The sequence below is a fragment of the Clostridium sp. 'White wine YQ' genome (assembly GCF_028728205.1).
In the GTDB taxonomy this organism is placed as follows: Bacteria; Bacillota; Clostridia; order Clostridiales; family Clostridiaceae; genus Clostridium_T.
In genome coordinates this window covers 1,395,555-1,419,389 of the sequence record NZ_JAQYUU010000001.1, presented here as the reverse complement: position 1 = coordinate 1,419,389, position 23,835 = coordinate 1,395,555, and the positions used below count along the sequence as shown (strand labels likewise).

Below are 23,835 nucleotides of genomic sequence, written 5' to 3'. Positions count from 1 at the left end.
AAAAATGGGTGAAGCCTTAAATTCATGGAAAAGAACCATAATGTGCGGAGAGTTAAGAGAAGAGCACATAGGACAAAAAGTAACTGTAATGGGATGGGTTCAAAGAAATAGAAACTTAGGGGGACTTGAGTTTGTAGATCTTAGAGATAGAACTGGAATTTTACAGGTAGTATTTGGAGAAGTTATAAATAAAGAAGCATTTGAAAAAGCTAATAAAGTTAGACCTGAATATTGTATAGCAATAAAAGGTGAAATCATAAGAAGAGAAGCTCCAAATAGTGCAATGGCAACTGGGATGGTTGAATTAAAGGGAGAAGAAATAAAAATTCTTTCTGAATCAGAAACTCCTCCTATATATATTAAAGATAATTTAGATGCTGCTGAAAATATTAGACTTAAGTATAGATATTTAGACTTAAGAAGAAGCGATATGCAAAAAATACTTATGATTAGAAGTAAAACAGCGAAATCAGTTAGAGATTATCTTGTAAACAATGAGTTTTTAGAAATCGAAACTCCAATGCTTACAAAAAGCACACCAGAAGGAGCAAGAGACTATTTAGTTCCTTCAAGAAATTATCCAGGTATGTTTTATGCATTGCCACAATCACCACAATTATTTAAGCAGCTTTTAATGGTTTCTGGATTTGATAAGTACTTCCAAATAGTGAAATGTTTTAGAGACGAAGACTTAAGAGCAAACAGACAACCAGAATTTACTCAAATAGACTTAGAAATGAGTTTCGTTGAACAAGATGATGTTATGGAACTTAACGAAGGGTTAATAAAACATGTATTTAAGGAAGTTGGAAATATTGATGTTAAGCTTCCAATAAGAAGAATGCCATATAAAGAAGCAATGGAGAAATACGGTTCCGATAAACCAGACTTAAGATTTGATATGGAAATAAGAGATTTATCTGAAACTGTGAAAAATGCAGAATTTAAAGTTTTCCAAGATGCTTTAGTGAGTGGCGGATCAGTTAGGGCAATATGCCTTAAAAATGGTGCAAACATGGGAAGAAAGGATATAGATAGATTAGGTGAATTTGTTAAGACATTTAAGGCTAAAGGTCTTGCATGGATTCAATTAAAGGAAGAAGAAATAAAATCTCCAATATCTAAATTCTTAAAAGAAGATGAATTAAAAAATATCATAGATGTGATGTCAGCTGAAACTGGTGATATGATACTAATAGTTGCTGATAAAAATTCTGTAGTATTCCAGTCATTAGGCCAATTAAGATTAGAATTAGCTAAAAAATATGACCTAATAAAGGATAAAAATGAATTCAATTTCTGCTGGATTACAGAATTCCCGCTTTTAGAGTACGATGAAGAAGAAGGAAGATATTTTGCAGCTCATCACCCATTTACTTGTCCAATGGATGAGGATTTAGAATATCTAGAGTCTGATCCAGGAAGAGTTAGAGCTAAAGCATATGACTTAGTACTTAATGGTGAAGAGCTAGGTGGAGGTTCTATAAGAATACATGATACTAAGCTTCAAGAAAGAATGTTTGGAGTTTTAGGATTTACTCAAGAAAGTGCATGGGAAAGATTTGGATTCTTATTAGAAGCCTTTAAGTTTGGACCACCTCCACATGGTGGATTGGCATTTGGATTTGATAGAATGATCATGTTCCTAGCTGGTACTGATAATATTAAAGATGTTATTGCATTCCCTAAGAACCAAAATGCATACTGTCCGATGACTGAAGCTCCTAATGTAACAGATGAAAAACAACTTGTGGAACTAGGAATTTCAATAAATAAAGAAGATAAATAATTAAGTGGTATATAGCCTAATCCATGTTTTTATTATAAGTATGGATTAGGTTATTTCACTCTTTAGGAATTTATAATTTTTTAAGGCTCATAATCGCTTTGACGATTTTTTCTTGAATAGTAAATTAATAATAGGTTATAATTATTAAAAATACCCCTTATAGGTATAAGGAGATGAAAATATGGAAAAAGAAGAAAAGTTAAAAAAAGATATTCTTACTAGGCTTAAAAGAATAGAAGGCCAAGTTAAGGGTATACAAGGAATGATAGATAAAAATGTATGTTGCTCGGATGTGTTGGTTCAGATATCTGCTATTAGAGCAGCAATAAATAAAGTTGGCGGATTAATATTAGAAGATTATGCAAGAAACTGCATAGGAATAGAACCAGATAGTGAAGGGGAAGAAGGATTAGAGAATTTAATTAAAACACTTAATTCCTTCATGAAATAATAAAAGTGGGTGTCTCAAGATTTGTTTTGAGACACCCACTTTTTTACTTCTATTTAAGTTTTTCTCGGTTTGGGTGATATTATAATCCTAGTTATTGAAGAAACAAAAATAATACCTAATGCTAAAGTACCTGCAGAAGCTAAAGTATTAAGTCCTAGCTCAAGAGACTTATCAATATTCCCTTGGACTATTTCATACATTGTATAATACATTCCTCCACCAGGAACTAGAGGAATTAATGCACAAATTATGAAGGTAGTTACTGGACTTTTTAATATTCTTGCTAATATTTCTGAATATGCAGAGAAAATAATAGAAGATATAAATAAAGCCAAAGTACCGGAATTTGAATGAGTTAAAGATAATTTATAAACCAGCCAACCTAATCCGCCGCCTAAAGAAGCGAAAACAAGATTCTTACCTTTTATATTAAATATAATTCCAAAGCCGAAAGTTGCAATTATAGATACTACAATTTCTTTAATCATAATTATATACCTCCATAAAACTTAAACCAAAAGCTTAATACAATTCCGGAACCTACAGCTATTGCTATAGCAACAAGAAAGGCTTCAGCAGCCCTTGTTAACCCAGAAACAAAATCTCCTGCAATAGTATCACGAATTGCATTTGTAATAGCAAGACCGGGCACAAGAAGCATAATGGCTCCAATTATTGTCATATCTAAATTAGATGCAATATTAAATTTTATGAAAATTAAAGCCATAATGGCTGTTATAGCTCCAGATATGCTGTTTGTGAAAAAATCATTAATTGAAAGAGAGCTACTCACAATTGAAAAATATTTTATTACAATACCTATAATAAAAGCAGCTACAAAATCTTTTATATTTCCTCCAAAAAGCATAGAGAATGCTCCAGCACCTAAAGCTGAAAAGAATATAGTTGTTTTATCATCATATCTTTTAGATTTATCTATTCTCTTTAGTTCGTCTAAAACTTCTAGTACGGTCATGTTTTTTACAAGAATATTTCTTGATAAGTCGTTTACTTCATGAACTTTTTGAAGGTTAACAGTTCTAGATCTAACTCTTCTCACAAGTGAAAATGTACCTCTTTCTGTGTGAAAAGCAGACGCCATTATTCCTGTTGGTGTTACAAAACTGTCAGCGTCCTCCATACCAAAAGCTTGACATATTCTATTTATGGTTTCTTCGACTCTATAGGTTTCGCCGCCATTTTCTAAAATTATTCTACCAGCATATGTGGCCACATGTAATATTTTATTACTATCCATAAATTTATATCTCCGTTAAACATTTCTTTTCATATGAAATTATAGCATATAACCCTTTAACTTCAACTATTAATTTATTTTTATGTTTTCGTATGATAAAATAAAATATGTAACGTAAATTTTAAGAAATTGGGGTGTTAATATGAACTTTACAAATTTAAAAGAAATGGATAGTGATATCCTAGACCTTATTAATAAGGAGTTAGACAGGCAACAATATGGAATTGAACTTATTGCTTCTGAGAATTTCACTTCTAAAGCTGTAATGGAAGCTATGGGATCATATTTGACTAATAAATACGCAGAAGGATATCCAGCAAAAAGATATTATGGTGGATGTCATGTTGTTGATGAAGTTGAATCTTTAGCCATAGAAAGAGCTAAAGAACTTTTTGGAGCAGAGCATGCAAATGTTCAACCTCATTCAGGTTCACAAGCAAATATGGCAGTTTATTTCACAATTTTGAATCCAGGAGATACAGTATTAGGAATGAATTTAAGCCATGGTGGGCATTTAACTCATGGTTCACCAGTTAACTTTTCAGGAAAATTATTTAATTTTGTATCATATGGAGTTGATAAAGAAACTGAAACTATTAATTATGATGAAGTAAGAAGGTTGGCATTAGAACATAAGCCTAAACTTATAGTTGCAGGTGCATCAGCTTATTCAAGAATAATAGATTTTAAGAGATTTAAGGAAATTGCTGACGAAGTTGGAGCTTTATTTATGGTTGATATGGCTCATATTGCTGGATTAGTTGCAGCTGGAGTACATCCAAGTCCAGTTCCATATGCAGACTTTGTTACAACTACAACACATAAAACACTAAGAGGACCTAGAGGAGGACTTATTCTTTGCAAAGAAAAATATGCTAAGGATCTTGATAAAAGTATTTTCCCTGGTATGCAAGGAGGCCCTTTAATGCATATTATTGCTGCTAAGGCAGTTTGTTTAAAGGAAGCATTAGATCCATCTTTTAAAGAATACGGAAAAAATGTTGTAGAAAATTGCGCTGTTTTATCTGAAGAACTTGTTAAAAATGGATTTAAGATAGTATCAAATGGAACTGATAATCATCTAATATTATTAGATTTAAATAATAAAGACATTACTGGTAAGGAAGCTGAAAAATTGCTAGATACAGTAGGAATTACTGTTAATAAAAATACAGTACCAAATGAAACAAGAAGTCCTTTTGTAACTTCTGGAATAAGAATTGGTACCGCAGCAGTAACAACAAGAGGTTTTGGTAAGGAAGATATGAAAGAAATAGCTTCTATAATTAGCTATGTTATTGAAAATAAAGATGAGGATTTAAAAGAAGCTAAGGCTAGAGTTAGAGCTTTATGTGAAAAACATCCACTATATAATTAAGATTGATTTTAGAATCACCATATAAATTTATGGTGATTTTTATTTTGCTCAAAATATCATAACTAATGAGAATAATTATCTTCACAGTGCCTAGAAGTAAATCTTTTTCATATAGTATAATGATATTAATAATTAATGAGGAAAATATGTACAATAAAAGATTAGATAATCTATGCTGTAATTCTAAAATAGTAGAGTTAGAGCCAAGAGATAAGTTTGTATTTATAAGTGATTGTCATAGAGGTGATGGAAGCTATAGAGATAGTTTAATACAGAATTATAATATATATAAAGGAGCCTTAAACTATTATTTGAAAAATAAATTTAAACTAATAGAAATTGGAGATGGCGACGAACTTTGGGAAAATAAAGATTTTAGAGATATAGGGTTTGTTTATAAAGATATTTTTGAAATTCTTCTTAAGTTTAAGAAAAGAAAGGACCTTTATCTTATATGGGGAAATCATGATATGATAAAGAAGAATAAGAAAAAGTTAACAAGAATAATTAATTTCAGTAAGAATGAAGCTTTTTACAAAGTACTTATGGATTTGTATAATGAAAGTGAAATATATGAAGGAATTAAGTTAGTAGATGGAGAAAATGAATACCTAGTAATACATGGACATCAAGTGGATTTTTTTAATAGTGATCTATGGTTGCTTTCACGGTTTTTATTGAGGAGTGTATGGAGTAAATTGCAAACCTTTGGAATTAAGACGCCTATATCTCCAGCAAGAAATATTTCTAAAAGAAATAAAATAGATAGTAGGATAATAGAGTGGTGTACAAAAAATAATAAGAGGATTATAGCAGGACATACACATAGCAGCAGAATAAGTGATTTAAAGACAGGAGAGTATTATAATGATGGGTGTTGTGTATTTCCAAACCATATTACCACCTTAGAGTATGAAAATCAAAGATTTAAATTAATTAAATGGACTTTAGATATAGAATTAGATAATAGGATAGTTTTATCCAGAAAAGAATTATAAATATTATTGGAGGAAGAAATGAAATTTATAGATATGCATTGTGATACACCATCATTTTTATATAAAAATAGGAGCGAGTCGCTTAAAAAGAGTAGTGGATCTGTGGATATAGATAAACTAATTAAAGGAGAAGCATTATGTCAGTTTTTTGCGTTCTTTATAAATTTAGAAAAGGTAGAAGATCCTTTTCAAGAGTTTAAAAGTATGTTTATTAACTTTCAAAAAGAATTAAATATTAATAAAGACAAAATTAATGAAGTAACTGGTTACAAGAATTTATATAGTGATAAAATTGGAGCACTTTTTACGATTGAAGAAGGAGAAGTAATAAAAGGAGATATAGATAATTTAATAGAAGTATATAATTTAGGAATTAGAGGAATTACATTAACCTGGAATTATGAGAACTCTATTGGATATCCAAATTATAAAAAAGAATTTATGAATAAAGGACTTAAGGAATTTGGTATAGAAGTAGTTAATAAAATGAATGAATTAGGCATGCTCATTGATACATCTCATCTCTCTGATGGAGGCTTTTATGATGTTTATAAATATTCGAAAAAACCATTTATTGCTTCCCATTCAAATGCTAGAGAAATATGTAATCATCCTAGAAATTTAACTGATGACATGATAAAAATACTAGGGAATACTGGAGGAGTAATGGGTATGAATTTCTGCTCTTGGTTTTTAGGAAAAAGCGAAGTATCTAAAATAGATGATATTATTGCTCATATCAAACATATTCGAAATGTAGGGGGAATTGAAGTTATAGCCTTAGGCAGTGATTTTGATGGAATAGAGAATAAGGTGGAAATAGAAGATGTTTCTAAAATGCCTTTGCTTAAGGAAGCTCTTATTAAGAATGGATTTAAGGAAAATGAGATAGAAAAAATATTTTATAAAAATGCTGAGAGGGTTATAAAAGAAATTTTATAGTTATACAACTAGGAGGAAAAATGAGTAATTTAAAAGGTAAAGTAGCAATTGTTACTGGGGCATCAAAAGGAATAGGAAAATCTATTGCAATTAGTTTGGCAGAAAAAGGTGCAAATATAATTATAAATTATAACAGTGATGAAAAAGGGGCAATTGACACACAAGAGAAGATAAAGGCACTTGGAGGGGATAGTTATATAGTAAAAGGGAATGTTGCAAATTATAATGATTGCCAATATATAGTTGATAAGACTCTTAATGTGTTTAAAAGAATAGATATACTAGTAAATAATGCAGGCATTTCAAAAATAGGATTATTTATGGATACAAAAGTAGAAGAAATGGACTCTTTAATAGATGTAAATATCAAGGGAGTATTTAATATGTCGCATGTTGTTATTCCGCATATGTTATCTGAAAGAAGAGGAAGTATTATAAATATTTCCTCCATGTGGGGAATAGCAGGAGCGTCTTGTGAGGTAATTTATTCTTCAACAAAAGGGGCAATAAATTTATTTACAAAATCTTTAGCAAAAGAAATGGGTTCTGCGAATATAAGAGTAAATGCAGTTGCACCAGGGGTTATAGAAACAGAAATGAATAAATGGATGAATAAAGAAGAAAGAGAGGAATTAGAAGAAGAAATTCCGCTCGGCAGATTTGGGGAAGGAAAAGAAGTTGGAGATTTAGTTAGTTATTTATCAAGTGATGAAAGTAGATATATAACTGGACAAATAATCTCAATAGATGGGGGCTTTTTATAGATTAAATAAAAGCTAAAAAGTTTACTTATGAAATGATTATAAAAAAGAAGAAGCCTAGGCTTCTTCTTTTTAATCTTCATATTCGGTTTCTTTTGAAATTTCTAATGTGAAAAAAGCTAAAACACCTTTTTCAGTATTTTTAATACCGTAAGAACTTTTATGCAGATCTAATATGCCTCTTGTAATAGACAGTCCTAATCCAGATGAATTTCCATCACGCTTACCTGATTTATCAACCTTATAGAACTTATTCCATATATTATCAAGCTCTTCTGGGGCAATAGATGCACCTAAATTTTCTATGGATACAAGGATTGATTCATTTAACTTTTCTAAAGAGATAATTATCTCCTCATTGTTAGGAGTGTATTTTATTGCATTAGTTATAAAGTTACTTAATACTTGTTCAATCTGAAAAGTATCACCAATTACGTAAAGATATTCAAAAGAAGGTTTAAAGTTTATTGATAGATTTTTTTCATTTATCAAACCTTCATATTTTCTAAGAGATAAATTTATCATTCTTATTAGGTTGAAACTTTCAAACTTAGGTTTTAATACTCCGGATTGAAGCTTAGATAACTCTAGCATATCCATAACGAGTTTATTCATCTTATGAGCTTCATCAATTATGATATTGAAGTAATTTCCATCAGGATCCTTCAATACGCCATCCCTCAGCCCCTCGGCATATCCCTCTATTATTCCAATAGGGGTTTTTAATTCATGGGAAACATTTGCGATAAAGTTTTTTCTCATTTCCTCAATCTCTCGTTCCCTTTCAACTTCATTCTGGAGAGATAAATTCTTGCTTTTAAGCTCTTCTAGTGCATTACTTAAGTTAGAAGACAAGAAGTTTAAAGTTTCTCCTAGATTGTTTATTTCATCATTATCTTTAGGAGTATATCTTTCTGAAAAATCCATGTTACTCATTTTAGCTGCAATTCTATTAAGCTTTATAAGTGGATTTGCTATATATCTAGATAAAATAACTGAATATAGTACGGCAACTAATAAAGAGACAGCTATAAAGTATGGGATAAATGAAGATAATACACTTGAAGCTTCTCTAATTGGGTGAACAGTGGAAACGGCAATAAGAATAGAATCATATTTGTAATTCAGTGACATTGGACAAGCTGATACTATTATATTAGTGTCTAATTCTTCACTATAGTATGTTTCTGTTTTTACTTTACCTGAAGAAATCAATGAATTAACAGTAGTTTTATCAGAGGCTAGCCCATTAAAAATTGATCTAAATAGATTTTTAAATTCACTCCTTGTATTAGGAGGAAAAAATACTTTAGATGTATCTAGATATAATATTCCTAGTTGGCCATTGTTATCTTCTTGAAATTTATACATTGATTCTAGCAAAGTAGTACTATCATCACCCTTAAAAGAATTGTTTCTACTAAATGTATCTAGGTTATTACTAAGATTTTTAGTTTTTTCTTGTACATAGAATTTTTCAAAGAAACTTTTTTGGAAAATTAAAATAAGTGAAACTAGAATTGTTAGTGTTAATAAGGTGATAATAAATATCCTTTTACCTATTTTACTATTCATTCTTTCACCTCAAATTTATATCCGCTTCCTCTAACTGTTACGATGTAATCAGATGCAACAGTTAGCTTTTCCCTTAAACGTTTCACAGTAGTATCTACGACTCTGTTATCTCCAAAATAGTCATATCCCCAAACTCCGTCCAAGATTGTGTCTCTAGATAGAACAATTTTTTCATTCTCAATAAGATACAATAATAAATCATACTCTTTTGGTGTAAGTGTAACTGAAGTTCCATTAACCAATACTTCCATGGATTCCTTATTTACACTTAGTTTAGAAAAGTTTATAATAGTACCCTTAGAACTAGAACTAGTTCTTTTTAGTAATGCTTTAATTTTGGCTACAAGAACTTTTGGAGAAAATGGCTTAGTAATATAGTCATCAGCACCTAGTTCATAGCCTAATAGTTTATCTTCTTCCTGGCTTTTAGCAGTAAGTAGAATTATAGGAACTGATGAAGTTTTTCTTATTTCCTCCATTACAGCTAAACCATTGAGACCAGGCATCATTATATCTAATATAACTAGCTGTATGTCATTTTGTTTAAAAAGGTGTAATCCTTCATTCCCGTTGGATGCTTCAATTATGTTAAATTGCTCAATAACAAGATAATCTTTTAATAGCGCTCTTATTCTATGTTCATCTTCAACAATTAATATATTTTCCATAATACTCTTACTCCTTTCATTAATATATTATATAATAATTTACAGGTATAATTAAAGTAATTAATAATAAAAGGAGTAAATGAATGGTGAAACTTAATTTTGACGCAAAGTCCCATGTTTTAGAAAATGGGTTTAAAGTTATAACAATAAATAAAGATACACAATTAGCGGCTATAAACTTAGGAATAAAGGTAGGGGCCCTATATGAGGATGATAATGAGAAAGGAATATCTCATTTTATTGAACATATGGTATTTAAGGGAACCAAAAAAAGAAATAACGAAGAATTAAATAATGAATTGGAAAATTTAGGCGGGGAATATAATGCTTATACAGATTATACTTCAACAGTCTATTCAGTTACCTGTCTTCAAGAGGAAATTGAAAATGCTATAGAGTTAGTGAGTGATATGATTATAAATCCAGTTTTTGATGAAGAAGAATTGAAAAAGGAAAGAGGGGTAATTCTATCTGAAATCAGAACTAGTAAGGATGATGTAGAGGACTTGAGCTTTAGAAGAACTAGTGACTTTGCTTTTCAAAAAAGTGGGCTTAAGTATGATATAATGGGAACAGAAGAAAGTGTTGCAGCGTTTAAAAGACAAGATTTAGTAGAGTTCTATAAAAGATACTATAATTCAACTAATGCGATACTAACGTTTGTATCAAGTTATTCTCATGATGAAGCAATTGGTTTAGTTCAAAAATATTTTGGTTCTTGGGAAAAATCAATTACTGTTAAACATGAGTTTATATTTGAAAAAAATAAACATGGAATATTTGAAAGTTATAAGAATGATATTGAACAAACCACAATAACTTATTTATTTGCTTTTAAGGAATTACCTAAGAGCATGGAACTTCCTTTGAAAATTCTAAATCATAAGTTAGGAGAAAGTTCAAATTCACTACTTTTTAGAGAATTAAGAGAAAATAGGGGTTTAGCCTATGATGTATATACTCATTTGGATATAAGTAAAGATGTAAAAACTCTTCATATATTTACGTCAGTAGATGAAGAGAGCGCATCTGAGACTATGAAGGTAATTAATAACTGTATAGAAGATATAAAGAATAGAAAAATAATTTTTGATGATTCAACATTCTCTTTAATGAAAAAGGTTCATAAAACTGCTGTTATTTCTACTTTAGAAGATCCAACAGATTTAGGAAACTATTGTTTACATCAGTTATTAGAAGATGAAGATATATACGAATTTATTGAAGATATGGATGAGCTAAATAAATTAAAGCCAGAAGATATATATGAAGTTTCAGAACTTTTACTTAAGGCTCCAACAATTCATATTTTAAAACCCAATGAAAGAGATGAATAAGATTGAGTAAGATAACAAAAATTGAAGTAGCTAAAAGAAATAAAGAAAGAGTAAATGTATATATTGATGAAGCATATGCATTCTCTTGTTTTGGAGAGTTAATATATAAATTTAATTTATCTAAAGATATGGTGATAGACTTAGATAGCTTAAGTGAGTTAGTTGCTCAAGAAGAATTTTTAAAATGCAAAAATTCAGCATTAAGAATACTTGAAAAAAATTATAAAACCAGAAAAGAAATTGAAGATAAGTTAATAGAAAAAGAATATTCAGACAAGACAATTGAAAGAACTTTTAAATTTTTAGAGGAATATAATTTCATAAATGATGATAAATATAGTGAACTGTATATAAAAGATAAGATAAAGAATCAAGGAAGAAATAAGATTAAGTATACATTAATGAGAAAAGGTATTGATAAAGAAACAATTAATGAGAAGTTAATGAATATTGATGAAAATATTGAAAAAGATACTTGCATTAAACTAGCAGAAAAAAAGCTACAGAGTTTAGCAAGAAAAGAAGATAACAAATATGTTATATCTACTAAGCTTATTAAGTTTTTGATATCTAAAGGCTATGACTATGAAATGGCCTCTGGTGTAGCAAAAGAAATATTGAACATTAATATTTATGATTAATATTTTAGAGGTATTATGGTTACTAATCCATTAAGGAGGTGTTCTTTTGAAAAGTTATTATATAGATATACTTTTTCTTTCTTGTTTACTGATTCCTATAATAATAGGGATATTTAATGGATTTAAAGCTAATAATTTTATGAATGAGATAAAAAGTATTGAGGAAAGTATATGTCTTATTATTTCATTTTTCTTTACAATAAACTTTTTAAATAAAAGCTCATTGTTTAACAAGAATTTTTTTGATTCAATTTCACCTACATTTAGCGAGTTTGTGCAAAATAATCCTAAACTATCGTATTATATAATTCTTATAATATGTACTTCAATCGCATATGGAATAAGTTTAATACCTTTTGCTATAATTAATAGTGTGATTATTAATCCAGTAGTTAAAAGAGTTGAGAGTTATTCAGATGGTGGAGGGAGCATAAGAAGAGCTATAATTTCAGGGTTTTTTAAGATACCTTATGGAATAATTTTAGCTTGTCTATTTGGTATGATGCTGCAAGGAATAATATTCCTAAAGCCTTCTGATAAAATTACTAAGGTTGCAAGTGAATCAAAGTCCTATCAATATTTTTATAAAAATATATTTAACCCTATTTCTACTTCAAATTTTGCGAAGACTTTACCAGATTTAATTGGTGACTCACTAAAGATAGATGTAGTTAATAGTGAAGCAAATGTAGGAAATAGTACAGACATCCCTAAAGGAGGCATTGTACTTTACAATGGAATAACCTTGGATGAAGGTATTAAATCTAATAGTGAAATTGACTCCTTGGCTAGAAGTATAACTAAAAATAAGACATCAACCAAGGAAAAAGCAAAGGTAATCTATTCTTGGGTAGGAAGCAATGTAAAATATGATTATTCAAAAGCTGAGGCTATAATGAGTGATAATTATAGAAATAAGTCTGGAGCAATAGAAGCATATAACACAAGAAAAGGTATATGTTTTGACTATGCATGTTTATATGTTGCCATGGCTAGAGCCAACAATTTAAAGGTTAGGATTGTAGTTGGACAAGGATTTGATGGAACAAAGTGGGTAAGTCATGCATGGAATGAAGTGTATTTGCCAGAAGAAAAAAGATGGATAAATGTTGATCCAACATTCTATGTTGGTGGAAACTATTTTGATAATAAAAATTTTGATAGTGATCATAAGAAAGATAAAGTAATTGGGGAATGGTAATGTTTTCTATAGATAAATTTGAGACATTATCTTGTTCACAATTTGTTTAAATACTATTGATTAATTTAAAAACTCATTTATAATAATAGGGATACCAAATGTATGGAATCCCTATTAAAGTTTTTTTACTTTTTAGGAAGTTATAATGTTTTAAGGTAGTGGATAACATTATAAGTTTGAATTATAAACAAAGGAGCTACTAGACTCCCCTAAAAAGTAAAAAAGAATTAGTCGCCTGCCAAATTTTCCTCACATGCGTTTGGAAAGGCAGATGCGAGAAAAAAATTGACGGCTCATAATCGCCTTGGCAATTTTTTTAAAAGTAAATCAATTGCTTTTTCACAATCTGTATCATTATTATCTAAGGCCCATGCTCTATTAAAATATAAAAGTGCCTTTTTAGAGTTAGAAATCATTGCATATGAATAAGCAAGATTAAAAAAATACTTACTTTCAGCTGAATAGCTTAAAGCCTTTTCTATGTATTTGATTGCTATATTATAATTTTTCATTTTTATAGCACATACTCCTGCATTATAATATGAGCAAGATAAATTTTCATTGATTTTTATAGCTTTTTCATAATAATCCAATGCCTTAAGGTAGTTTTTACTATTGTAAAGATTGTTTGCTTCTTGAAAATAACTCATAGTACCTCCATAATTATTTTGGTTTATTATAGTTTAATTTTTGACATAAAAAAATTTAATATTCAACAAACATAAAAATAGTTAAAATTCTTATGGAAGCTCTATTAGCTATTAAACTATATTTAAAGTAAATATATTTTTAACTTTTAAAACCGCATTTTTAATAATATAATTAAGTGGGGTCTTTCTAGTTTTTTTTACTCTTCGAGGAATTTATAATATTTTAAGATTGTTAATAACATTATAAGTTAGAATATAATCCAAGGATTTACTAGACTCCCTAAAGAGTAAAAAGTAGAATTAGTCGCCTGCCAAATTTTCCTCACTTGCGTTTGGAAAGGCAGATGCGAAAAAAAATCGACGGCTCATAATTGCCTTGACGATTTTTTATGAAGAAAGGAAGGGGTTTAATGTATAATTTAGGGTTAGACGTTGGGTCTACCACCGTTAAATTAGTAGTATTAAATGCGTCTAATAAAATAGTATTTAGTAGATATAAAAGACATTTTTCAGATATTAAAAGTACAATTATAGGATTAATTAGGGAATCTTATAAGCAATTAGGAAATACTGAAATATCAATAAGCATTACAGGTTCAGGCGGACTTTCAGTTGCAAAGTGGCTTGGAGTTAATTTTATACAAGAAGTTGTAGCTTGTACTAAAACTGTAGAAGAGGTTATTCCACAAACAGATGTTGCAATCGAATTAGGCGGAGAAGACGCTAAAATCACATATTTCAAAGGTGGAATTGAGCAAAGAATGAATGGTAGTTGTGCTGGGGGGACAGGTGCATTCATTGATCAAATGGCATCTTTATTAAAAACTGATGCCTCTGGGCTTAATGATCTTGCTAAGGATTATGAAGTTATATACCCAATTGCAGCAAGATGTGGAGTTTTTGCTAAAACAGATGTACAACCCTTAATAAATGAAGGGGCAAAGAAAGAAGATATTGCAGCTTCTGTTTTACAAGCAGTAGTTAATCAAACAATAAGTGGACTTGCATGCGGAAAACCTATAAGAGGAAAAGTAGCCTTTTTAGGAGGTCCATTATTCTTCTTATCAGAGTTAAGAAAAAGATTTATAGAAACATTAAATTTAAAAGATGATGATGTGATTTTCCCAGAAAATTCTCAACTTTTTGTTGCATTAGGTGCGGCAATATCATCAAAGGAACATGAAACTGTTATATTTAAAGATATTGTAGACAAGCTAAAAGATTTAACTAATATTGAAGAACATGAAATAGATAGTTTAAGAGCCCTATTTAAAGATGAAGAAGAACTTCAAGAATTTAAAAATAGACATGATAAAAATAAAGCAAAAAGAGCTGAATTTGAAAATTATACTGGAAATTGCTATTTGGGAATTGATGCTGGATCAACAACAACTAAGGTGGCTTTGATAGGCGAAGAAGGACAAATATTATACTCATATTATGGATCAAATGAAGGAAGCCCATTAGTAAGAGTTGTTGGTATATTAAAGGATATCTATGAAAAATTACCTAAGACTGCTAAGATTGTAAATTCAACAGTAACTGGTTATGGAGAAGGTTTAATAAAGTCAGCACTACATATTGATATTGGAGAAATAGAAACAATAGCTCACTACAAGGCTGCAGAACATTTCCTTCCAGGTGTAGACTTCATTTTAGACATTGGTGGACAAGACATGAAATGTCTTAGAATTAAGAATGGTGTAATTGATAGTATACTATTAAATGAAGCTTGTTCATCAGGGTGCGGTTCATTTATCGAAACCTTTGCTAAATCACTTAATATGGAAGTTAAAGATTTTGCTAAAGAAGCATTATATGCGTCTAATCCAGTAGACTTAGGATCAAGATGTACTGTATTTATGAACTCAAGGGTAAAGCAAGCTCAAAAGGAAGGAGCAACAGTAGGAGATATTTCTGCTGGACTTTCTTACTCAGTTATTAAAAATGCTTTATTTAAAGTAATTAAAATTAGAAGAAAAGAAGAAATGGGTAAGAAAATCATTGTTCAAGGGGGTACCTTCTATAATGATGCAGTTCTTAGAAGTTTTGAGTTGGTTTCAGAAAGAGAAGTTATAAGACCAGATATTGCAGGACTAATGGGCGCCTTTGGTGCAGCATTAATATCTAGAGAAAGATATATTCAAGATTCTGAGAGTAATATTCTTAAGGCTCATGAATTAGAAAGCTTTAGTTTTGATACAACCCTAGAGAGATGTGGTCTATGCGGTAATAACTGTTTATTGACAAAAAATAAATTCTCTAATGGAGAGACATTTATATCAGGAAATAGATGCGAAAGACCTATAATAGGTAAAGTATCAAATGATGATGTACCTAATCTCTATGATTATAAATATAAAAGAACATTTAATTATATTCCATTAAAGAAAGAAGAGGCCAAAAGAGGAACAATAGGAATTCCTAGAGTATTAAATATATATGAGAATTACCCATTCTGGTTCACTTTTTTAAATGACTTAGGTTTTAGAGTGGAATTATCACCAAGAAGCACTAAACAGATTTATGAAATGGGAATAGAAACTATACCTTCAGAATCTGCATGCTATCCAGCTAAAATTGTTCATGGACATATAATGGCATTAGTTAATAGAGGTATTGAAAATATTTTCTATCCTTCTATTGCGTATGAGAAAAAAGAAGATGAAAGAGCAAATAATCATTACAATTGTCCAATAGTAACCTCCTATCCAGAAGTAATAAAAAACAATATGGATGTAATACAAGAGAAAAATATTAATTACATTAATCCATTTTTCTCATTAAATGATAAGGAAAGACTGCTTCCAAGACTAGTTGAAGAATTTAAGGGCTTTAATGTAACTGTTGAAGAATGTAAGAAAGCTTTAGATTTAGCTTGGAATGAAAGAGAAAAATATAAGCAGGATATAAGAGATAAGGGAGAAGAAGTAATAGCTTACCTAAAAGAAACTGGAAAGAAGGGTATCGTTTTAGGAGGAAGACCATATCATGTGGATCCTGAAATAAACCACGGTATACCTAATATAATTACTTCTTATGGAATGGCTGTCTTAACAGAAGATTCTGTTGCTCACTTAGGAAACTTAGAAAGACCACTTAGAGTTGTTGACCAATGGACATACCATTCAAGATTATATAGTGCAGCAGCACATGTATGTGAAAATGATAATTTAGAATTAGTTCAATTAAATTCCTTTGGTTGCGGACTTGATGCAGTTACTACAGATCAAGTACAAGAAATTTTAAATGCTAGTGGGAAAATATATACAGTATTAAAAATAGATGAAGGAAATAACTTAGGTGCTGTTAGAATAAGAGTTAGAAGCTTAAAAGCAGCTATAGAAGAAAGAGTTAGAAATAATTATGTTCCAGTGAAGGAAGAGTTTAAATATAAATCTCCTACATTCACAAAGGAAATGAGAAAAACTCATACAATATTAGCACCTCAAATGTCTCCTATTCATTTTGATTTAGTGGAGGCTGCATTTAATTCGTCAGGCTATAAAGTTGTAGTGCCAGAAGAAGATAAGATGGCTATAGAAGAGGGCTTAAAATATGTAAATAATGATGCTTGTTATCCTTCTATAATTACAATAGGACAAATAATTCATGCATTAAAATCAGGAAAGTATGATTTGAATAATACATCTGTAATCATCTCACAAACTGGTGGTGGTTGTAGAGCAACTAACTATATAGCATTCCTTAAAAAAGCATTAGTTGAAGCAGGGTTTGAAAATATTCCAGTACTATCACTTAATGCAGTTGGTATGGAAAAACATCCTGGCTTTAAGCTTACACTTAAGCTACTAAATAAAGCTTTAATGTCACTTGTATACGGAGATTTATTCATGAGAGTTTTATATAGAGTAAGGCCTTATGAAAAAGTTAAAGGAAGTGCAAATGAACTATATGAAAAGTGGAGAGCAATTGCTATTGAAAGTGTTAAGAAAGGTTCATTATCAAGCTTTAAGAAAACAGTTAGAGGAATAATTAAGGAATTTGATGAATTAGAACTTCTAGATATTAAAAAGCCAAGGATTGGAGTAGTAGGTGAAATACTAGTTAAATTCCATCCATTAGCTAACAATGATGTTGTAAGTATAATAGAAAATGAAGGTGGAGAAGCTGTAGTTCCAGATCTTTTAGATTTCTTCTTCTATTCAGCTTATGATTCAGATTTTAAATATAGGTATCTTTCATTTAGCAAAAAGAGTAAGAATAATGGACACCTAGCTATTTGGGCTATGGAGTTATATAGAAAAGAAATGAAAAAAGCATTAGAAGAAAGTGAAAGATTCCATCCGCCAGTAAGTATTCAAGAATTAGGAAATATGGCATCACAAATATTGTCCTTAGGACATCAAACTGGTGAAGGTTGGTTCTTAACTGCAGAAATGATGGAGCTTATAGAAAGTGGTGTTAATAATATTATTTGTATGCAGCCATTTGCTTGTCTACCTAACCATGTTACTGGAAAAGGAATGATTAAAGCACTTAAGCATAAATATCCACTATCTAATATAGTTGCTATCGATTATGATCCAGGTGCTTCTGAAGTAAACCAATTAAATAGAATTAAGCTTATGTTTGCAACAGCATTCAAGAATTTAGATGCAAATCAAAAACCTAAAAAAGTTTTATGGCTTAATGAAGAAGTTAGAAATATTTAAATAATGAAAAACCAGAAGCCTTGCGGCTTCTGGTTTTTATATTAAGTCTCATTATATTATGAAATTATTACTATTTATCCTTGACAGATTAAGATTCAATAATATATTATAATTAATATACAAATTTATATCTATGCTATGATAAAGAGGAGTAGAGATATTAATGATATTAAGAGAGGAAAACTCAAGGCTGAAAGGTTTTCTATATCTGTTATCTTGAAGGTAGCTTTTGAGCATCTTTACTGAAAGTAAGTATACCTAATGTTTATTTATATTAAGTAAAGACGGTAGTTCTATACCGATAAAGTATTAAGAGTCTATAACAATTGTTGTAGAAAAAAAGGTGGTACCGCGAATCTTCGTCCTTTTATAGGATTAAGATTCTTTTTTTATTTCACCTAGAATTTTAAGGAGGAAAACATGAGCGAAAATAATATTTCAACAACCTATGATCCAAAGGAATTTGAGGAAAGAATTTATAAAGTATGGGAGGAAAAAAAGTATTTTACTCCTGAAGTAGATAGATCAAAAAAACCATATACAATAGTTATGCCGCCTCCAAATATAACTGGAAAATTACATTTAGGGCATGCGCTTGATAATACGCTTCAAGATATACTAATAAGATTTAAGAGAATGCAAGGATATTGTACTCTTTGGCTTCCAGGAGAAGACCACGCTAGTATAGCAACTGAAGTTAAAGTTGAAAATGAATTATTAAAGCAAGGAATTGTAAAAAAAGAATTAGGAAGAGATGCATTTTTAGAAAAAGTATGGGAATGGTCAGATGAATATAGAGAAAGAATAAGAACTCAGCTAAAGAAAATGGGAGTTTCTGCAGATTTTACAAGAGAAGCTTTTACTATGGATGAGAATTTAAACAAAGCTGTTAGACATGTTTTTGTTAAATTATATAATGAAGGTCTTATTTATCAAGGAAACAGAATTACAAATTGGTGTCCAAAATGTGAAACTGCTTTATCTGATGCAGAAATAGAGTATAAAGAACAAGAAGGTAACTTCTGGCACATAAAGTATCCAGTTAAGGATTCAAATGAGTTTATAGAAATTGCAACTACAAGACCAGAAACATTACTAGGGGATACTGCAGTAGCTGTTAATCCTAATGATGAAAGATTTTCACATTTAGTAGGAAAAACTCTTATATTACCATTAGTAGGAAGAGAAATTCCTATAATTGCAGATGAATATGTTGATATTGAGTTCGGAACTGGTGCCGTTAAAATTACGCCAGCACATGATCCTAACGATTATGAAGTAGGAAAGAGACATGGACTTAAAGAAATTAGAATAATGGATGATAAGGGAGTAATTAATTCTTTAGGTGGTAAATATGCAGGCTTAGATAGATATGAAGCTAGAAAAGCTATGGTTTCTGACCTTGAAGAAGAAGGATTACTTGTAAAAATAAAACCTCATACTCATAATGTAGGAACACATGATAGATGTAGTACAGTAATCGAACCAATTATATCAAAACAATGGTATGTAAAAATGGAATCTCTTGCAGCACCTGCACTAGATGTAGTTAGAGAAAAGAAAACAAAATTCATACCTGAGAGATTTGAAAAAGTTTATTATAACTGGATGGAAAACATTCAAGACTGGTGTATTTCTAGACAATTATGGTGGGGACATAGAATACCAGTATTCTACTGTGATGAATGTGGAGAACTAATGGTAAGTGAAGAAAAACCAGGTTCATGCACAAAATGTGGCTCTAATAAGATAACTCAAGATAGTGATGTTTTAGATACATGGTTTTCATCTGCCTTATGGCCGTTTTCAACATTAGGATGGCCAGATAAAACAGATGATTTAGACTTCTTCTATCCTAATTCAGTACTTGTTACAGGTTATGATATTATATTCTTCTGGGTAGCAAGAATGATTTTCTCTGGTATTCACAATATGGGAGAAACACCATTTGAAAATGTTCTTATTCATGGTATCATAAGAGACTCTGAAGGAAGAAAAATGAGTAAATCTCTTGGTAATGGAGTAGATCCATTAGAGGTAATAGATACTTATGGTGCTGATGCACTTAGATTTATGCTTGTTACAGGAAATGCACCAGGAAATGATATAAGATATTATCCAGAAAGAGTTGAGTCTGCAAGAAACTTTGCTAATAAAATATGGAATGCATCAAGATTCTTAATGATGAATTTAGATAAAGATTTAATGAATAAGTATAAAGATGAAAAAGACTATTCATTAGCTGATAGATGGATATTATCTAGATGTAACACTTTAATTAAGGAAGTTACAGATAATTTAGAGAAGTTTGAATTAGGTATTGCATTGCAAAAAGTTTATGATTTCATGTGGAATGAGTTATGTGACTGGTATATAGAATTAGTTAAACCTGTATTCTATGGAGAAGATGAAAAAGCTAAAGGAATAGCATACAATGTAATATATGATGTACTTCAAACAGGATTAAAGCTTCTTCACCCAGTTATGCCATTTATAACAGAAGAAATATATACTCATTTATGTGATGAAAGTGAGTCAATTACTATTTCAAGTTGGCCAGAATACAACGAAGGCTTAGTTGATGCTAAAGCAGAAAAAGAAATGGGATATATAATTGATGCTATTAAATCACTTAGAAATGTAAGAGTTGAAATGAATGTTCCACCATCAAGAAAAGCAAAGGTAGTTGCATATATAAATAAAGAAGCAGAAGAAGCATTTAAAAATGGAATAAGCTACTTTGAAAAGTTGGCTTCAGCTTCTGAGATGGAATTTATAGAAAATAAAAATAATGCTCCAGAAAATGCTGTTTCAGTTGTAGTTGAAGTTGGTGAATTATTTATGCCTCTATTAGATTTAGTTGATAGAGAAAAGGAATTAGATAGATTAAACAAAGAAAAGACTAAACTTGAAGGGGAAATTAAGAGAGTAGAAGGAAAACTATCAAATGAGAGATTTACAGCAAAAGCTCCTCAGGATGTAGTTGAAGCTGAAAAAGCTAAAGGAGAAAAATATAAAGAAATGCTTGAAGCTGTACTTCTAAGAATTAAAGCGTTAGGTTAATAGCAGATAAAGAATTATAGTAAAAGGTACCCTAAGATAATTTCAAAGTCTTAGGGTTTTCTTTTTATATGAAAACCTTATATGGGATTTACTAGATTAGTTAATAATAATTATCATTTGTAAAGTGAAGATTATTTGTGTTAAAATCAAATTGTAACATTGACGTAATACTAAAATTAATATATATAAAGAAACATTAGGAGGAAAAGATATGATTAAGTTAATTGCAAGTGATATGGATGGAACATTATTAAATTCAAAAGGTCAATTGCCTAAGGATTTCTTTAAGATAGCAAAAAAAGTTCTAAATAAAGGAGTCGTTTTTGTTGCTGCAAGCGGAAGACCGTATCATACATTAAGAAATAATTTTCATGAAATAAAAGATGATATCCTTTTTTTAGCTGAAAATGGTGCATATGTAATGTATAAGGGCAAGGAACTATATTCCTCAACTATGTCAAAAGAAAGAGTCCATAAAATTATTGAAGAAGCTAGGAAAGTTCCTGAAACCAATATAGTTTTATGTGGTAAAAAAAGAGCTTATATTGAAAATAGTGATGATGAAGTATTTATGGAAGAATTTAATAAATATTATCATGAATATGAAAAAGTTGATGATTTACTTTTAGTTGAGGATGATATTATTAAAGTATCAATTCATGATAAATTAGGTTCTGCTGAGAATTCTAATAATATAATTACTCCTGTTTGGGGAGAGGAATTTCAAATCACAGTTTCAGGACAAGTTTGGTTAGATATAGGAAAGAAAGGTATAAATAAAGGGAAATCACTAAGAACTATCCAAAGATTGTTAGGAGTTCAAAAAGAAGAAACCATGGTTTTTGGAGATTATTATAATGATGTTGAAATGCTAGGGGAAGCCTATTATAGTTATGCAATGAAGAATGCTCCGGAGGATGTAAAATCATATAGTAGATTTATTGCAAAGACAAATGATGAAGAAGGAGTAATTCAAGTTATAAGGGAAAAGGTATTGAAGGAAGCTTAGAAGTTGGAGGAAATATGGAATATAAAAAAAGTATTGAATATATTCATAGCTTAAATAAGTTCGGTATGAATTTTGGATTAAGTAGAACGGAACGGTTACTTGAACTATTAGGTAATCCACATAAAAAAGTAAAATTTATTCACTTAGCAGGTACTAATGGCAAGGGTTCAACCACGGCTATGATAAGTAATATATTAAAAGAAGCAGGATATAAAGTTGGTATGTTTACATCTCCATATTTAGAAGAGTTTGAGGAACGTATACAAATAAATGGAGTGAATATTCCAAAAGACCATCTGACTAAGTGTGTCAATGAAATAAGGGAAATAGTTGATGTAGTTGCTGAAGAAGGATTAGGTCAACCTACAGAATTTGAAGTGATTACATGCATAATGTTTAAATATTTTTATGATATGAAAATAGACTTTGGAGTAATAGAAGTTGGACTTGGTGGAAAGTTGGACTCTACTAACGTATTAACACCTATTTTAACTGTTATAACTTCAATTAGTTTTGATCATATGAATATTTTAGGTAATACCTTAAAGGAAATAGCTAGTGAGAAAGCTGGTATTATTAAAGAAAATGTTCCAGTTGTATTATACCCACAAGAAAGAGATGCTTTAGAAGTCATTAAAGCTAAGGCTAAGGAATTAGAATCAAAAATATATAATGTTAATCCTATTTCTTCAAAATTTTTAGGAGTGCTACAAAAGGATTCTAAAGTATTTCAAAGAATGCAATACACTATAGAAAATAAAAGCTTGGAAATAAACTTACCTTTATTAGGTAAACACCAGATAGTTAATTGCTTAACTGCTATAACTGCAATAAAGGTTTTAGAAGAACTTGGTGAAATATCAATAAGCTATAATGTTATTTCTAAAGGGTTAGAAGAAGTTGAGTGGAAAGGTAGAATGGAACTATTAAGTGACAAACCTTATATACTAATTGATGGGGCACATAATATAGACGGAATAAGAAAACTTAAAGAAAACCTAAGAACTTACTTTAATTATAAAAATTTAGTATTGATTTTAGGGATACTGGCTGATAAGCAAGTAGATGAAATGATTAGGGAAATATGCCCTTTAGCAAAAGAAGTTGTTGCAGTTACTCCACATTCAGATAGAGCCGAATTATCTGAGGTTTTAAGGGATAAAATCTTAGAACAAGAAATAGAAGCTATTTCTATGGATAATTATGAAGAGGCATATAGATATGCGGTAAGTAAGATTGCCGAAGATGATATGCTTTTAATTTGCGGTTCACTATATATGATTGGAGATATGAGAAAGTTAATTAGAAATAATATTTGATTATGTTATCTATAAATGAAGCTCGGAAAATACCGGGCTTTATAAATTTAAGAAAATATTTAAAATTACAAAAAGAAATTGATGATATAATTAATATACTTATTAATAACTGGAGGTAA

The 23,835-nt window shown here is 29.9% G+C and carries 18 protein-coding genes and 1 other annotated feature; of the genes, 13 read left to right on the top strand and 5 right to left on the bottom strand.

Annotation, left to right across the window (positions count from 1 at the left end):
- Positions 1-4 precede the first annotated feature (4 nt).
- Both aspS and PTZ02_RS07140 read left to right on the top strand, forming a co-directional pair.
- On the top strand, positions 5-1,789 hold the full coding sequence (aspS, locus tag PTZ02_RS07145) for an aspartate--tRNA ligase (protein ID WP_274227105.1): 1,785 nt from the start codon (positions 5-7) through the stop codon (positions 1,787-1,789).
- Between the two features lie 181 nt (positions 1,790-1,970).
- Positions 1,971-2,240 (top strand): metal-sensitive transcriptional regulator, encoded by a 270-nt coding sequence (locus tag PTZ02_RS07140; protein ID WP_274227104.1) that lies wholly within the window; start codon positions 1,971-1,973, stop codon positions 2,238-2,240.
- A 53-nt stretch (positions 2,241-2,293) separates the two neighbouring features.
- On the opposite strand, the gene PTZ02_RS07135 is transcribed toward PTZ02_RS07140, so the two are convergent.
- Entirely contained in the window at positions 2,294-2,728 is a 435-nt protein-coding gene (locus tag PTZ02_RS07135; RefSeq protein ID WP_274227103.1) for a threonine/serine exporter family protein, read from the bottom strand.
- A 2-nt stretch (positions 2,729-2,730) separates the two neighbouring features.
- Positions 2,731-3,498 carry a threonine/serine exporter family protein gene (locus PTZ02_RS07130; RefSeq protein ID WP_274227102.1) on the bottom strand — a complete coding sequence of 256 codons (768 nt, stop codon included), beginning with the start codon at positions 3,496-3,498 and terminating at the stop codon, positions 2,731-2,733.
- Positions 3,499-3,640: 142 nt separating this feature from the next.
- On the opposite strand from PTZ02_RS07130, the gene glyA reads away from it, so the two are divergent.
- The 4 genes from glyA to ymfI all read left to right on the top strand — a co-directional run bounded on the left by glyA (position 3,641) and on the right by ymfI (position 7,580).
- A complete protein-coding gene (gene glyA, locus PTZ02_RS07125; protein WP_274227101.1) occupies positions 3,641-4,876 on the top strand; it encodes a serine hydroxymethyltransferase in 1,236 nt (411 codons plus the stop codon).
- Positions 4,877-5,022: 146 nt separating this feature from the next.
- On the top strand, positions 5,023-5,874 hold the full coding sequence (locus PTZ02_RS07120; protein ID WP_274227100.1) for a metallophosphoesterase: 852 nt from the start codon (positions 5,023-5,025) through the stop codon (positions 5,872-5,874).
- An 18-nt stretch (positions 5,875-5,892) separates the two neighbouring features.
- The gene (locus PTZ02_RS07115) at positions 5,893-6,816 is read left to right on the top strand and encodes a dipeptidase (protein WP_274227099.1); all 924 of its coding nucleotides are present in this window, start codon (positions 5,893-5,895) and stop codon (positions 6,814-6,816) included.
- Between the two features lie 20 nt (positions 6,817-6,836).
- Complete coding sequence (gene ymfI / locus PTZ02_RS07110; RefSeq protein WP_274227098.1) at positions 6,837-7,580, top strand: elongation factor P 5-aminopentanone reductase; 744 nt, start codon at positions 6,837-6,839, stop codon at positions 7,578-7,580.
- Positions 7,581-7,649: 69 nt separating this feature from the next.
- On the opposite strand, the gene PTZ02_RS07105 is transcribed toward ymfI, so the two are convergent.
- The gene (locus PTZ02_RS07105; protein WP_274227097.1) at positions 7,650-9,152 is read right to left on the bottom strand and encodes a sensor histidine kinase; all 1,503 of its coding nucleotides are present in this window, start codon (positions 9,150-9,152) and stop codon (positions 7,650-7,652) included.
- On the bottom strand, positions 9,149-9,823 hold the full coding sequence (locus tag PTZ02_RS07100) for a response regulator transcription factor (RefSeq protein ID WP_274228074.1): 675 nt from the start codon (positions 9,821-9,823) through the stop codon (positions 9,149-9,151). Before PTZ02_RS07100 ends, PTZ02_RS07105 begins: the two co-directional genes overlap by 4 nt.
- An 80-nt stretch (positions 9,824-9,903) precedes the next feature.
- On the opposite strand from PTZ02_RS07100, the gene PTZ02_RS07095 reads away from it, so the two are divergent.
- Genes PTZ02_RS07095 through PTZ02_RS07085 form a run of 3 tightly spaced genes read left to right on the top strand, consistent with a single transcriptional unit; the run spans position 9,904 to position 12,999 of the window.
- A complete protein-coding gene (locus tag PTZ02_RS07095; protein WP_274227096.1) occupies positions 9,904-11,157 on the top strand; it encodes a M16 family metallopeptidase in 1,254 nt (417 codons plus the stop codon).
- 2 nt (positions 11,158-11,159) lie between these two features.
- The gene (gene recX / locus PTZ02_RS07090; protein ID WP_274227095.1) at positions 11,160-11,798 is read left to right on the top strand and encodes a recombination regulator RecX; all 639 of its coding nucleotides are present in this window, start codon (positions 11,160-11,162) and stop codon (positions 11,796-11,798) included.
- Between the two features lie 46 nt (positions 11,799-11,844).
- Positions 11,845-12,999: a transglutaminase-like domain-containing protein gene (locus PTZ02_RS07085; protein ID WP_274227094.1), complete on the top strand. Its 1,155-nt coding sequence runs from the start codon at positions 11,845-11,847 to the stop codon at positions 12,997-12,999.
- A gap of 293 nt (positions 13,000-13,292) precedes the next feature.
- On the opposite strand, the gene PTZ02_RS07080 is transcribed toward PTZ02_RS07085, so the two are convergent.
- Positions 13,293-13,649, bottom strand: a complete 357-nt coding sequence (locus PTZ02_RS07080) for a tetratricopeptide repeat protein (RefSeq protein ID WP_274227093.1) — start codon at positions 13,647-13,649, stop codon at positions 13,293-13,295.
- A gap of 410 nt (positions 13,650-14,059) precedes the next feature.
- Between PTZ02_RS07080 and PTZ02_RS07075 the strand changes: the two genes are divergently transcribed.
- The 4 genes from PTZ02_RS07075 (at position 14,060) to PTZ02_RS07060 (ending at position 23,716) form a co-directional block, all read left to right on the top strand.
- Positions 14,060-18,325, top strand: a complete 4,266-nt coding sequence (locus PTZ02_RS07075; RefSeq protein ID WP_274227092.1) for a 2-hydroxyacyl-CoA dehydratase — start codon at positions 14,060-14,062, stop codon at positions 18,323-18,325.
- 129 nt (positions 18,326-18,454) lie between these two features.
- Positions 18,455-18,695: a binding site (T-box leader), on the top strand.
- 50 nt (positions 18,696-18,745) lie between these two features.
- Positions 18,746-21,388 carry a valine--tRNA ligase gene (locus PTZ02_RS07070; protein WP_274227091.1) on the top strand — a complete coding sequence of 881 codons (2,643 nt, stop codon included), beginning with the start codon at positions 18,746-18,748 and terminating at the stop codon, positions 21,386-21,388.
- A gap of 211 nt (positions 21,389-21,599) precedes the next feature.
- Positions 21,600-22,397: an HAD family hydrolase gene (locus PTZ02_RS07065; RefSeq protein WP_274227090.1), complete on the top strand. Its 798-nt coding sequence runs from the start codon at positions 21,600-21,602 to the stop codon at positions 22,395-22,397.
- Between the two features lie 14 nt (positions 22,398-22,411).
- Positions 22,412-23,716, top strand: a complete 1,305-nt coding sequence (locus PTZ02_RS07060) for a bifunctional folylpolyglutamate synthase/dihydrofolate synthase (RefSeq protein ID WP_274227089.1) — start codon at positions 22,412-22,414, stop codon at positions 23,714-23,716.
- Positions 23,717-23,835 lie beyond the last annotated feature (119 nt).